The 12,280-nt window shown below is 30.8% G+C and carries 16 protein-coding genes and 3 tRNA genes; 5 read left to right on the plus strand and 14 right to left on the minus strand.

Annotated elements, in window-relative coordinates; all coding sequences use genetic code 11:
- Nucleotides 1-18 precede the first annotated feature (18 nt).
- From KQI38_RS15445 to KQI38_RS15455, 3 genes are all read right to left on the minus strand, one after another.
- Complete coding sequence (locus KQI38_RS15445; protein ID WP_216560982.1) at nt 19-294, minus strand: hypothetical protein; 276 nt, start codon at nt 292-294, stop codon at nt 19-21.
- A gap of 632 nt (nt 295-926) precedes the next feature.
- A complete protein-coding gene (locus KQI38_RS15450; protein WP_216560984.1) occupies nt 927-1,481 on the minus strand; it encodes a GNAT family N-acetyltransferase in 555 nt (184 codons plus the stop codon).
- 331 nt (nt 1,482-1,812) lie between these two features.
- Nucleotides 1,813-2,625 carry an alpha/beta fold hydrolase gene (locus KQI38_RS15455; protein ID WP_216560986.1) on the minus strand — a complete coding sequence of 271 codons (813 nt, stop codon included), beginning with the start codon at nt 2,623-2,625 and terminating at the stop codon, nt 1,813-1,815.
- A gap of 373 nt (nt 2,626-2,998) precedes the next feature.
- On the opposite strand from KQI38_RS15455, the gene KQI38_RS15460 reads away from it, so the two are divergent.
- Complete coding sequence (locus KQI38_RS15460; RefSeq protein WP_216560988.1) at nt 2,999-3,388, plus strand: YmaF family protein; 390 nt, start codon at nt 2,999-3,001, stop codon at nt 3,386-3,388.
- Between the two features lie 633 nt (nt 3,389-4,021).
- On the opposite strand, the gene KQI38_RS15465 is transcribed toward KQI38_RS15460, so the two are convergent.
- The 3 genes from KQI38_RS15465 to KQI38_RS15475 form a co-directional block, all read right to left on the minus strand.
- Nucleotides 4,022-4,204 carry a hypothetical protein gene (locus KQI38_RS15465; protein WP_216560990.1) on the minus strand — a complete coding sequence of 61 codons (183 nt, stop codon included), beginning with the start codon at nt 4,202-4,204 and terminating at the stop codon, nt 4,022-4,024.
- A gap of 324 nt (nt 4,205-4,528) precedes the next feature.
- Nucleotides 4,529-4,876 carry a hypothetical protein gene (locus KQI38_RS15470; RefSeq protein WP_216560992.1) on the minus strand — a complete coding sequence of 116 codons (348 nt, stop codon included), beginning with the start codon at nt 4,874-4,876 and terminating at the stop codon, nt 4,529-4,531.
- A gap of 116 nt (nt 4,877-4,992) precedes the next feature.
- Nucleotides 4,993-5,478, minus strand: coding sequence for a DUF1259 domain-containing protein (locus KQI38_RS15475; protein WP_216560994.1), 486 nt, complete (start codon nt 5,476-5,478; stop codon nt 4,993-4,995).
- A 322-nt stretch (nt 5,479-5,800) separates the two neighbouring features.
- On the opposite strand from KQI38_RS15475, the gene KQI38_RS15480 reads away from it, so the two are divergent.
- Nucleotides 5,801-6,010 (plus strand): hypothetical protein, encoded by a 210-nt coding sequence (locus tag KQI38_RS15480; protein ID WP_094903374.1) that lies wholly within the window; start codon nt 5,801-5,803, stop codon nt 6,008-6,010.
- An 11-nt stretch (nt 6,011-6,021) separates the two neighbouring features.
- Nucleotides 6,022-6,315, plus strand: a complete 294-nt coding sequence (locus tag KQI38_RS15485) for a spore coat protein (protein ID WP_201259982.1) — start codon at nt 6,022-6,024, stop codon at nt 6,313-6,315.
- 551 nt (nt 6,316-6,866) lie between these two features.
- Here KQI38_RS15485 and KQI38_RS15490 read toward each other — a convergent pair.
- From KQI38_RS15490 to KQI38_RS15505, 4 genes are all read right to left on the minus strand, one after another.
- A complete protein-coding gene (locus KQI38_RS15490; protein ID WP_216560996.1) occupies nt 6,867-7,115 on the minus strand; it encodes a GlsB/YeaQ/YmgE family stress response membrane protein in 249 nt (82 codons plus the stop codon).
- Nucleotides 7,116-7,280: 165 nt separating this feature from the next.
- A complete protein-coding gene (locus KQI38_RS15495; protein ID WP_216560998.1) occupies nt 7,281-7,424 on the minus strand; it encodes a hypothetical protein in 144 nt (47 codons plus the stop codon).
- Between the two features lie 545 nt (nt 7,425-7,969).
- Complete coding sequence (locus KQI38_RS15500; protein ID WP_216561000.1) at nt 7,970-8,803, minus strand: MBL fold metallo-hydrolase; 834 nt, start codon at nt 8,801-8,803, stop codon at nt 7,970-7,972.
- Between the two features lie 361 nt (nt 8,804-9,164).
- On the minus strand, nt 9,165-9,374 hold the full coding sequence (locus KQI38_RS15505) for a Holliday junction resolvase RecU (RefSeq protein ID WP_338114479.1): 210 nt from the start codon (nt 9,372-9,374) through the stop codon (nt 9,165-9,167).
- 296 nt (nt 9,375-9,670) lie between these two features.
- Here KQI38_RS15505 and KQI38_RS15510 point away from each other — a divergent pair, with 296 nt between their 5' ends.
- Nucleotides 9,671-9,820 carry a hypothetical protein gene (locus KQI38_RS15510; protein ID WP_216561004.1) on the plus strand — a complete coding sequence of 50 codons (150 nt, stop codon included), beginning with the start codon at nt 9,671-9,673 and terminating at the stop codon, nt 9,818-9,820.
- A gap of 406 nt (nt 9,821-10,226) precedes the next feature.
- Nucleotides 10,227-10,547, plus strand: a complete 321-nt coding sequence (locus tag KQI38_RS22845) for a tyrosine-type recombinase/integrase (RefSeq protein ID WP_216561156.1) — start codon at nt 10,227-10,229, stop codon at nt 10,545-10,547.
- A gap of 99 nt (nt 10,548-10,646) precedes the next feature.
- Here KQI38_RS22845 and KQI38_RS15520 read toward each other — a convergent pair.
- The 4 genes from KQI38_RS15520 to hslO all read right to left on the minus strand — a co-directional run bounded on the left by KQI38_RS15520 (nt 10,647) and on the right by hslO (nt 12,258).
- Nucleotides 10,647-10,721 (minus strand) — tRNA-Cys (locus KQI38_RS15520).
- Nucleotides 10,722-10,757: 36 nt separating this feature from the next.
- Nucleotides 10,758-10,832 (minus strand) — tRNA-Gly (locus KQI38_RS15525).
- A 155-nt stretch (nt 10,833-10,987) separates the two neighbouring features.
- Nucleotides 10,988-11,063 (minus strand) — tRNA-Phe (locus KQI38_RS15530).
- A gap of 316 nt (nt 11,064-11,379) precedes the next feature.
- Nucleotides 11,380-12,258 (minus strand): Hsp33 family molecular chaperone HslO, encoded by an 879-nt coding sequence (gene hslO, locus KQI38_RS15535; protein WP_216561006.1) that lies wholly within the window; start codon nt 12,256-12,258, stop codon nt 11,380-11,382.
- Between the last annotated feature and the right edge of the window lie 22 nt (nt 12,259-12,280).

Below are 12,280 nucleotides of genomic sequence, written 5' to 3' on the forward strand. Positions count from 1 at the left end.
AGAATCTAATCAATATAACTATTTGCTCTTCTCTGCTTTTGGATCTACTATCATTTCATAGGCTCCCATACTTGTTATAGTGATTAATATTGAATTTATAATAGTAAGAGTTATTCCTTCTATGCTTCCACCAGACCTAGCGAATATAAAGGTTAATATTAAGGATATCACTAGAGCATATATCCTTACCATAGAATCTCCAAATTTCCTCTTTACTATAGATTTAGTAAACTGAACAATTAAACTTACCGCAGCCACTAATCCTGCAAAATTTATTAATATGTCTAAGTTCATCAATTCGTTAGACCTCCTTATGATTAATAATCAATTTGCCATCATTCCACCCTGCCTTATATCCTCTTTTTTAAAATCCAGCAGGAATATAAGTAACTTTGTCTTTCATAAGGCTCCTTCAACATCTTTGCCATATAACCCTATTTAAAATTAGATATTTTTCATCTTTAACATACTTAACTCCCAGATAATTTAGTATTCCTTTTGCTAGTTCTAAAACTAATTCATCTCATTGTCCTCTAGATTAGTAATAAAGACTAATTTTACCAGATCTGATGTCATCTTAATCTCTCTTAATACCACAAAGCTAACTGTTTTTATTCCCTTATTTATAGAATATGTTTAAATCCGAATTATGCTATCTTAAATATATTTTGCTAATGCCATATCTTTATTACTAACCATCTCTTTGACATTTACATTTTCGATTACATTACAATGTATAACAGATTTCTCCTATTAATATTAGAGAAAGAACTTTTAAAAAAGAAAAATTCAAGGTTTTTTATTTCCTTGAATTTCTAGAACTTTTAGTCTATATTTAATCTAGTCAATATAAGATTTATAATGTTAGTAAAATATCGTATAATTAGTTCCTAAACAATGATTATTTAGTTTTAATATATATGTATTTAATAAGAATATAATTTCTTGCTTAATACTACACTCTTATAATTTGTTGCACCCCATTCAATAGTTTCTATATATCTGTACTCTCTTTTTCTATAAAAATCAATTAAATGATATGCCGTTTCAGCAGTATCCAACGCAATCTCTCTCACATTATTTATTTTTCTAGCCTCTTCTTCAACAATGTCCATCATTCTACCACCAATTCCGTATTTTTGTAATTCAGTCGCAACTGCAAACTGTCCAATCTTGGCCACAAACTCTTTACTATACCAACTACTTTTATCCGAGTGTTCTGGACTATAAAGAGATATTGTTGAAGCAATTCTATTCTGATATATACCTATATAACATTTGTAGGCATTTCTCACTCTGTTTAATGTTACACTATCGTCCTGTGTAGCTGCTACATATTTAAGACCCATATCAGCTAAAATCTTATAAGATTTATTAAGAAGCTGAGTTAATTCTTCAATCGAATCTTTGGTCGTGATTAATCTAAACTCTATACGTTCACTACCATTAAAGTTATATGAATATAATCCTCTTTGTGACATCTAACCCCTCCTTGCAGCATCTTTAGATTTAAACCATTTGTATTTATTGAAATTATAATAAGGCATATCAAAAGTGAATATGTCCTAATTTTACTATGACGACTTACTTACAAAGAGATTATAGCATATTAGTTATATTTTATATAGTATAGAAATTCTTGCTTTATAGATATAATATTAATCAATTTTCAACACAATGTCTTCGCACCTTCAATAGTTATCTAACATAAGTAGAATAAAAATACCGTAAAATTCTTTTATGAATAATACGGCACTAAAATAAACTGTCTACTTCTAACTCTTCTATTTAGTAAGCTCTATCTTAAAAACTTTATTCCTCAATGAAATTCATCAATTCTTCATTAAATTTATCTTTCTGATCATAGAATGATCCATGCCCACTATATTGAAATGGTATAAGTCTGGCATTTTTAATGCTTCTCTCTTGTACCTCACCTAATTCAAATGGAACGACTTTATCGTGTATACCATGAATAATCAGTGTTGGGACATTTATTGTTCCCAAATCATAAAACAACTCTTCATTTAGCCAAGTATTTGCAATAGCTGCGGTTGACCATCCTGCTGCTTGTAACCCTAATTGTAAGAACCAGTAAGAGAAAGGCTGAGTTATATACTGAAAGAAAAATATATCACAAAAATCACTCAACATTTTAGGCCTATCATTATATGTTCCCTCAATAATTTTAATTACAGTTTCTTTATCTATACCATAAGGAAAATTAGGAAGTTTTATAAGACTTGGAGCCGCTGCTGCAAAAAGAGCAAGTTTAGATACTCCATATCCATTATGTCTAGACATATATCTAATAGCAATTGCTCCGCCTGTTGAATGACCCGCAAGTATAAAATCATGTAATTTAAGAGTTTCAACTACACATCTAACATCATCGGCTAACCGATTATAGTCATATCCTCTCCACGGTTTATCCGACTTACCAAATCCCCTTTGATCTATTCCAATACATCTATATCCTCTTTTAGGAAGTTGATCAAATTGATATTCAAATAATTCATGACTTCCAGGCCAACCATGTAAAAAAACTATGGTCTTATAACCCTCTGGATTAAGATCTTCTACATAAACTTTTACATCTGTCTCTACACTAACATAATATCCCATCAAGATACCCCCTATAATTAATAGCTATATTTATATGTTATTAACTTAAATACAAGTTTATGAGTGATTAAGATGGTTTAAATGTCATACTATTTATTTTTTAAAGAACACTATTCTTTTGATATTTTAATAGTGATATTATATTTTGTTCAAACTATAACGTATAAACTATTTTCATCAATAGTATGCTTATCATCCATAAAGTTTTAAAATTCCATCGACTATACTTACTTTATATCTCCATATTTAGATTTTATTTTTCTGTATCAAATATACCTACGCTTTAATATAATGTAATGTGAACTATATACAAGCCTAATAAACATTGCTTGTGTATATACATTTACAAATTATAAATAAGGATGTGCTCCTAATGGATATTACAAGTATAGAATCCTATGAATATTTTGATACTGAAAATTTTAATCGTTGCCCTCCCGAAGAAGAAGGTAGTCAAACTCATGTTCATGAATTTTTAGGTAGTACTAGATTAGCTGAACAAGGTGAAGATCGTCATAATCACAGATTTGCAGGAGTTACAAGTGAAGTTATCCCAATACAAGGTGGAAATCATAAGCATGGATTATTTACAAACACTGATTTCTTTATAAATCATCACCATGAGCTTGCAACCGAAACTGGTCCCGCTATTCCTGTAGGAGGCGGAAAACATGTTCATCTTGTTACAGCTAGAACTACAATGGATGATGGTCATTTCCATGAAGTTATATTTGCTACCTTAATTGAAAATCCTATAGGTTAGATAAATTATACTGGCAATTTGTCTTGTATGTAATTATAAAGCAAATTGCCTTTAATTATTTACCTTTAATGATAAATTAGACATATTCTGTGTATAACAGTTCCTATCCTTTTTCCATCTTCAACATAATTAAGCTTAAATTCAGCCTAAAACTAATTCATTTTTAATTGGCTCTATCACCTTTTCAATTTTGCCAGATAATATCTCCTTAAAAATATAATTAACCTTTTTTCACTATCCCTCATATTCTATTATTACACCCTTTACTTTCCCCAATTATAATTTAAATGGGAGGTGCTTTTATGTCAGATTTATTAGGCGGAAGAGAATGTGAAAACAATAGCTCATTATTATTCTTCTTTCTACTATTAGTGATTATATTCTGTAACTGCGATTTCTTCTAAACTCAACATAAAAAAGAATCGAGACTTGTGCCCGATTCTTTTTTATACTAAATACTATTTTGAGCTGGGGAGTAAAGGTTTTGCAGATACTTAAAGGCTTCCGATATATAAAATTTTACTATCGCAAGACCAATGCCATCCTCTATTTTTCAATATTTTTTATTTTTAGATTTAAGATTAATTATGATATAAACTAAAGGTAATTATTAAATTGAACGGTTATCTTTTATTACAAAAAAATAGGACCAATAATATCCTGTTCTATTACTATGCCTTTCTCTAACTCAATTGACAAAACAGCCATAACTCTTGATGCTACATAAGCTATATAATCTTTTTTATCTTCTGTAAATTCCATAATGTCTAAAGAACGTAATAAATCTCTAGCTATAAATAATAGGTTCTCTACCATTATTTATCACCTTTTACATTAGATTTTACTTATTATAATCAAATATTTGTTTAAGAAAATCCTTCTTTTTTGAATTTTTTCAAATAAAAATTGATTTATTTTTTATGTTTGTCTCACACAATTTAATTAATTGAATATAATGATATTGGGTATCTCTTTTTTCTTTGCACTCAGCTGTGTTACCCTTCTTCCTTTGCTAATAATAAAGACTATCGTATTCGATATATGCAGAGACCTTTTCGAAGGTCTCTTTTTTGTGTAAATAAAAAAGACCAGAAAATTAATTCTGGTCTAATCGCTCTATAGGCGTAATTATTTATTATATTAAATGATAGTGCACAAAGGTACTCTAACTAAAACTAGACGATCAGTTGCATTTTCAACATTAAACACTAAGAATGCATTCTGACCTACTACAAACACACAAATAAGATTTACTTCTCTTCCTGTAGGGATTGTATTAACTATTTGACAACGCATTACTCCTGATGCTATTAATGCTGCTTGTGCTGCTGTTATTTCAAATATTATTACTTCTTCTCTTTCATTACCCATAACGTCTATTTCTATAAGCAAGAAAAATCTTCCATCTATTTGAGCTACACATGTTGCACCTATCATAATTGGATCGTTGCATATTGGTTTTCTGCTAGCCATTTGTTCGTAATCCATTGATTTCGTCTTCCTTATTTTGTATCGGGAATTTTTTTCCCAATATTAGTATATTATGAATTTGTACAAGTGCTACTATAAATATAGAAAGATCAGGAATCAATCCTGATCTAAATTTAATCTCTCAATATTCGAAGAGCCTCGGCAACTTTCCTTGCAAAGTTTATTGGATCTTCTATAGAAAGGAAGTGAATATAAAATAGTCTTGGTCTATCAAATAACCAATGATTATGCAAAGCAGTTACTTCAATTCCTCTTTCCCTTAAAGCAGTTATAAAAGGATTTATTTCTCTCTGAAGTATTACTGTTTCTCCTAAATTTAATGTTCTACCTCTGTTATCCATAGATTCAAAAGAAAACAATGCTGCTAATGCCAAAGGACTCCTTGTAGGTCTTCCTGCGATTTCAGCTTCAATATTTCTATCAAATGTTACTACACATAGATCCTCTTCTGAGGTTAATATAGAAGCATTTAATATATTCGCAAATTGTTGACAAAGTCCATCTTCGTCTATATTTTGATCAATAAATTCCTCTTCTATTTCATCATAATCATATCTATACAAATTATCACTATAAATGTCTCTTTTGATTTCAGTCATATATAATTCCTCCCTCAATAACTATATATGTTGTCCCTGAAATTATGTTACTTTTATTTATTAAATTTTTATGTAACAATTTAGGTTTTGCTCTAACTCCTAGTTTAATACCTTTAATTTTCTATGATTGGTTTGCGAAATTAAATTTTACTCTGCATACTAAACATTTATATCACCAAATTTAAGCAAATTAATATAATCATATATTTATCAATTAATTAGCATCTGTTGGTATAGAAAGTATCTAATAATAATAATAGTATCACCCTCTTTTACATAAATATTTGAATTTTGCAAATCATATTATCAGGAGGTGAAAATAATGAGTGATAGAAAAACACTAGCACCACATGAAACTATACAATTACGTGAGTTGATGAGCAACTCAATTCTAGGATATAAAAACATTAATGCAAGTCTTCCTATGGTTGAAAATCCAGAATTAAAGAGTTTTTTAACGAATGCTTTAAATTCTAAAAAAGCTAGTATAGAAGAAATGCATAATTTTGTTAATAACATTGATATGGAATAGGAGGAGCTATTATGTCATGGCTAGAAAACTTTATGGGAGGTAATGATAATAATATGAACGATAGGGATATTGCATTAAATATGCTTGCATCTTCTAAAGCTGGCGTAGGGATGTTGTCTGCTGCTTTGGTTGAGACTACAAATCCAGAACTAAGACAAATGTTATCAAGTCAATTAACTGCTGGTATAAATGGTCATTTTCAGTTATCAGATATGGCCATTCGAAATGGTTGGTATAATGCATATGATGAACCATTAGAACAAATTTATGCAGTTTCAAAAGAAACTAAAAATATTATTAGATAAAATCTAATTTTTTGTAAGAGTAGAAACTGATAAAATGTGACTACTATTTTGGTCTTTTAAAAGCCTTGGAATACTCCAAAGCTTTTTATTTTTTTATTCTATTTTCCTCTGCAATTCACTTGTAAAATTAACTTTCATTCTAAATAATAAATATTTATTTCACCTTTTTTAATTAATTTAATATAATAGTATTAAGCGTTAGACATGCTTTGCTAACAGCTTATCACCCATTTTCTCTTGATAAAAACATATTCCAATATATAAAGAGATCCTCTAGGAAGGTCTCTTTACTGTTTAATATAGAAATGAAAAGCACACCTCCAAATATTAGCTTTTTATCTAACATCTAGGGTGTAATTCATTCTCAATGAGACCTCTCACCATATTCTCTTTCCATAACTTAATGCTATGGATGCAATAAACACTCTTTACTACTTCTTATACTATTTTTGACATTTAGTAGAAAGAAACATTTATTCTGCGATAAATTTTTGACATGTGATGTTATGTAAAAAAAGAAACCTGATTATAGGTTTCTTTTAAAATATAAATTACCTTTTAATCTTATTAGTTATAAATAATAATATGCAAGCCCCAACTACAGACACTATTACACTCCATAAATTTAATCCCGTAACACCAGATGCTCCTATTACTCTAAATACAAATCCTCCTATAAAAGCACCTATAATACCAACTATAATATTTGCAATAGCACCCATCTGTGAGTTTTTACCCATTATCATACTTGCTATCCAACCAGATAGTGCACCCAATATTATCCATGCAAGATATCCCATAATGTCAACTCCTCTACTGTTTATTTTAATTATCTTGTATTTAAAATACCCTATATACAATTAAAATAAACAGTACTGTTATCTTATTCCACCTCATCCTTCTACCTTCTCTGACATATACACTGTTATCCATACATTCCTTTATAGCGTCATACGCATCAGTAACTATAATCTTTCTATATTTTCCACGATAGAGGGACAAGTTATATATTTTGATTCATTCTCATCATGATTTACTTCACTAGCAAGAAGGACGAAACTTCTATCACAATTTAAACATTTATAAATTATATACTCTTTAGAATTCATATTCTTACCTCATTGTTTAAATTATTATTATTTATGAGTATATCTGTTTAGATTATAAAAAAACCCCACCGGGGAACTGGTGAGATTTAATGTAAATCCTTATTTAATTTTAACACATGGTTTTGGAATAGATTTCTATAATACTATATTAGTTTCCTCTACTCTTATATTAAGCTTTATCTGAAATCTATCTAGTTTATTGTAATAAGTTTCATAATCGTACCCTGCAATTGTAAACTTTCACCCTATATAAAGAAGTTCATTATCAGATCCTTTTACATTGTCTTTTGTGTAGGTACAATCTAAATCTGATATCTGTTTTTTAATATTTCTATTTTACTTTTTAGATATTTAAACTGTGATAATTGCTCTTTATTAAGTTCACTTCTAAGATTATTTAATTCTCTCTGTATATCCTGCATGTCCTCCCCCTAAAAAAAGCTCAAGGATTTAATTTCTCCTTGGGCTTCTAGAGCCTCTATCTTTTTAATTTAATGTATAATGTATAAAGTATATAATATTTATTGTATGTTTTCTCTTATTAGCTATTGCTTAGTTACAAAACGACCTTGTTCAGGTTTAGCAATTGTATCAAAATCCTTTACTAATACTTCTAGGTGTTGTATAAGTTCTTCACCTTCAATAGGTTTTCCGTGGCTTGCTATTGCCAATGAAGGTTTTAAATCCGCAAGAATTCTTACTGAATTTTCTGCCGCCTCCCAATCGGTTGTTAAATATTTTGGAGGACCACTTATTTGTTCTCTATGTGTTATTACAGATGATAAAGATTCTTGTTTTGTCGTACAAAAAGCATCTCCAACAATAAGTATACGATCTTTTTCATGGAATAATGAGACATGCCCTTCAGTATGACCTGGTGTGTGTATCCACTTCCAGCCAGTGATACCAGGTACACTACCATCGGTAGGAAGAGCTACAGCACGAAAACCTAAATCGATACTTGTATGTGGAAATGTTGGTGACATTTTTGCCACTAGACCTTCATCCACAGTAGGGTCCCCTAAAGGATAATCCTTTTTTCCTGTTACATAGGGTATTTCTAATTCATGGATATATACTGGAACATCCCATAATTCGGATAATTTAATAGCTGATCCAACATGGTCAAAATGTCCATGAGTAAGAATAATTGCTTGTGGTCGACTATTCTTACCAAACCTTTTCTCAACACATTGCAATATAAAATCTGCTGAGTTTTCAAGACCTGTATCTACAATTATCCATTCATTTTCTTTATCATCAGGGCTTCCAACTAAGCAAGCATTAACAATTGTAAAATCCATTAACAATATATCTGGAGTTACTTCCTGTGATGTTGCTGTCATTGCCGATAATCCTTCCACTATTTTATTACCCACTCTTAACACTCTCCTATTTATTGTTTTATTAAAAATCATCTTTAATAGTATGTGGAAAAATGCTTATTTTATAAGCTATTGATATCAACTATCGGTATCATATTTCTTCTTAGTCTTGCATCTCTTACATATTATTTCGCCTTTGCCTTCTGCCCAAAGTAATAACTTGCCACATTTACTACATCTTATTTTCTTCATATTTATCTCCTGCCTTTAGCTCACCATCTCATATAGTCTTTTCTTTACCTGTGCGGGAATAATATCCTCTACTCTATAGGTGCATTTATCCTTATGCCTTCTATCCTCATGGTCCTTATGATTTTTATTCTCATATATAATTTTTATTGTATCTTCATGCTCCTTATATTCTTCTATGCTTGTACCAATTTTCTATAAATTCCATTTGATGTGGTTGGATATTACTTAAAGGAAATCTTGTCTCTTCCTTTGCTTCTTTAGCATCAAAAGCTATAGGTATTCCTTTGTATAATCCAATAAAATTCAACATATTTTTTTCTTTATGGTCAGCTGATACCATTTGTTTTCCTCTTCGAATTGGTTTCATTGGTATAGCTACCTTCTATACCAATGCTATTCCTTTTCTTTTATATACTTTGTTTGATATGTTTATTATTTCTTCAAATACATCTCCTTTGTGGTAAGCTATAGATATTCTCATTATTTCAAAATATTATTTGCTATATATTCTTTAAGTAATGTCCCTGTAATTAGCTTTTTCCATAGCTTTAATGCTTTCATCCGTATCTCCTTCTTTTAATTTATTAATTAATAACACTTCATCACTACTTTTCATATGTTAGTATTAGGTTCTTTACTTAAACCGAATATTAAATAGGGGGTATCTTTATGGATGAATTCATAGGCGGTAGAAAAGATTGTGATAGAGACAGAGGTTGTGGTAAGAATGATAGTTCACTGCTATTCTTCTTTCTATTACTAGTAATTATTTTCTGTGGTGATGATTTACTTGGTGGCTTCTTTGGTAAAAAATGTTAAATTATCACACTAGTCGGGGCTTGTCCCCGATTATTTCTTTGTTTTTCACTTGTATAAATCTTTTTTTCTTCCTTCGTCCCCATCTCATAAAACACATTTGCTATGCTGTACATCTCTTGATTTCCTTCTTTCTTTTACCAAAGTGTTTATATAAATCAATTGACCATCCTCCTCACTCCTATTGCTCTTTAGTTGAGGAAGGAAATTTAAGTGCAAAAGGAAATATAGCCTTCTCTTCATTCTTAGATGATTAGTTTGAAACGTTTATCGATGGTAAGAAGACTTATAATACAGTTAAGAGGTACAAAGGCTGTATAAAAGCAAATTTAGGAAAAGTTAGGCTTGATAAATTAAATACTAAAATAATAAATGAACTCTATCTAAAAATGTCTAAAGAAACTATAACATTAAAAGATGGTTATGTTCTTGGCCAGATGGTAGGCCGCTTAGATCTACTTATATTTCAAAAGCTTTTACAAGGTTTGCCAAACAATTTTCAGAGGAGAAAAGGATAGATAGGATTACTTTCCATGGACTCAGACATTCCCACGCAACTATTGTTTATGGAGCTAGAGCTGATAGTCAAGAAATATCTAAAAGACTAAGACATTCAAGAGTATCAACTACAGATGATATTTATATCCACGTTACTGAAGAAATAAAAAAATCTACTGCTCAACTATTTAATCAAGCGATAGATTCTAAAAAACGATCTTTATACAAATAATCTCCCTCTGATCAGGGAGCTTATTTTTTTCATGTTGGACAGTTTTTGGACGTTTTTTAATTTTCGTCCGTTTTCCTAAGTCCTACAAGTATGTGTTTTTGGAGGCGCCACCCAGATTTGAACTGGGGAGTAAAGGTTTTGCAGACCTCTGCCTTACCACTTGGCTATGGCGCCATATATATAGCCCTAATTAATTAGGGCTACTCATTATGGAGCGGAAAACGAGATTCGAACTCGCGACCCTCGCCTTGGCAAGGCGATGCTCTACCACTGAGCCATTTCCGCATATTATCTAGTACAATCTTACATTCTAGCATGTTTCGCTGCCTTATTATAATAGCATAGATTCACAGAAAATGTCAATACTTAATTTTATTTTTTGATTAAATATTATAATTCAATTTCTATTAGCAATCATTGCTTATTTGCCTAGAACATATTGGTGCCCGGAGCCGGAATCGAACCAGCGACACGTAGATTTTCAGTCTACTGCTCTACCGACTGAGCTATCCGGGCATTGTATTCTGCCTTATTGACAGAATTAGTTCTGTTACTTCGCATAGATCTACTAATCAAGGATTAAGTGATTCGCACAAAATCGAAAATGACGATTTTGGCTCTCTACTTATACCGACTGAGCTATCCGGGCATCATGCTTTACTTTGTTGGCAAAAGTTATTTACTTCTCCGACCAGATATACCAATCAAGGATTAAGCGATGCACACAAAACAGAAATTCGCCGTTTTGGTGCCCTGCTTATACCGATTGAACTATCTGAGCATCACGTTTGCCTTGGCAAACAGAACAATATCTAGTATATATGAATTTCCTCTATTTGTCAACTATTAATTTTTCTAATTCTTCTTTTGAAAAATGATATTTTGTATTGCAGAAATGACATACTACTTCTCCTTCTCCATCTTCTTCAATCATAGCCTCTATTTCTTTTTTTCCTATGCTAAGAAGCACCTCTTCTATCCTTTCCCTAGAGCAATCACATTTATAATTAATATCTACTCTATCTAATATTTCCATTTCAAATTCTCTTAGCAATTCATACATTATATCTTCTGGTGTTAACCCTTTATCTATTAAAGAGGATATTGGAGGTGTTTTTGATATTGCTTCCTCAATTTTAGTTATATCTTCATCTGATACATCAGGTAATAATTGAATTATATATCCACCTGCTGCTTTAACTGATATATCTTTGTCAACTAATACTCCTAGACCAATAGCAGATGGCTGCTGCTCTGATATTACATAATACGTTGCCAAATCTTCCGCAATTTCTCCTGATACTAAATTAGCCTGTCCTATATAAGGCTCTTTTAGTCCTAAGTCCATAATAGTAGTAATAGTACCATTAGACCCTACAAGTCTACCTACATCTAACTTTCCATCGTCTCTACTAGGTACATCTGCATAAGGATGGTCTACATATCCTTTAATCTCAACCTTATTATTGGCTACTATCATAATAGTGCCAATAGGTCCATCTCCAGAAATTTTTAATGTAAGTCTGTCTTTTTCATTTTTCATCATCACACCCATCATAGATCCAGCTGTTAAAGCCCTTCCTAACGCTGCTGTAGCTGTAGGTGATGTATTATGATTATTTCTTGCCTCCTCAACCATGTTTGTTGTAGTCGCTACAAATATTCGAATATCTCCTGTTTTATCTATACCTCTTATTAAATAATCTTTCATCCTAATCACTCCTGAAACCTAT

The sequence above is a fragment of the Tissierella carlieri genome, assembly GCF_018917285.1.
GTDB classification, from domain to species: Bacteria; Bacillota; Clostridia; order Tissierellales; family Tissierellaceae; genus Tissierella; species Tissierella carlieri.

Coding starts and splice junctions, on each gene's coding strand:
- KQI38_RS15480 (WP_094903374.1), top strand. CDS start 5,801: ATGAGTGATAGAAAAACACTAGCACCACATGAAACTATACAATTACGT.
- KQI38_RS15475 (WP_216560994.1), bottom strand. CDS start 5,478: ATGACTGAAATCAAAAGAGACATTTATAGTGATAATTTGTATAGATAT.
- hslO (WP_216561006.1), bottom strand. CDS start 12,258: ATGAAAGATTATTTAATAAGAGGTATAGATAAAACAGGAGATATTCGA.
- KQI38_RS15490 (WP_216560996.1), bottom strand. CDS start 7,115: ATGGGATATCTTGCATGGATAATATTGGGTGCACTATCTGGTTGGATA.
- KQI38_RS15455 (WP_216560986.1), bottom strand. CDS start 2,625: ATGGGATATTATGTTAGTGTAGAGACAGATGTAAAAGTTTATGTAGAA.
- KQI38_RS15445 (WP_216560982.1), bottom strand. CDS start 294: ATGAACTTAGACATATTAATAAATTTTGCAGGATTAGTGGCTGCGGTA.
- KQI38_RS15510 (WP_216561004.1), top strand. CDS start 9,671: ATGGATGAATTCATAGGCGGTAGAAAAGATTGTGATAGAGACAGAGGT.
- KQI38_RS15465 (WP_216560990.1), bottom strand. CDS start 4,204: ATGGTAGAGAACCTATTATTTATAGCTAGAGATTTATTACGTTCTTTA.
- KQI38_RS15460 (WP_216560988.1), top strand. CDS start 2,999: ATGGATATTACAAGTATAGAATCCTATGAATATTTTGATACTGAAAAT.
- KQI38_RS15495 (WP_216560998.1), bottom strand. CDS start 7,424: ATGAATTCTAAAGAGTATATAATTTATAAATGTTTAAATTGTGATAGA.
- KQI38_RS15470 (WP_216560992.1), bottom strand. CDS start 4,876: ATGGATTACGAACAAATGGCTAGCAGAAAACCAATATGCAACGATCCA.
- KQI38_RS15485 (WP_201259982.1), top strand. CDS start 6,022: ATGTCATGGCTAGAAAACTTTATGGGAGGTAATGATAATAATATGAAC.
- KQI38_RS15450 (WP_216560984.1), bottom strand. CDS start 1,481: ATGTCACAAAGAGGATTATATTCATATAACTTTAATGGTAGTGAACGT.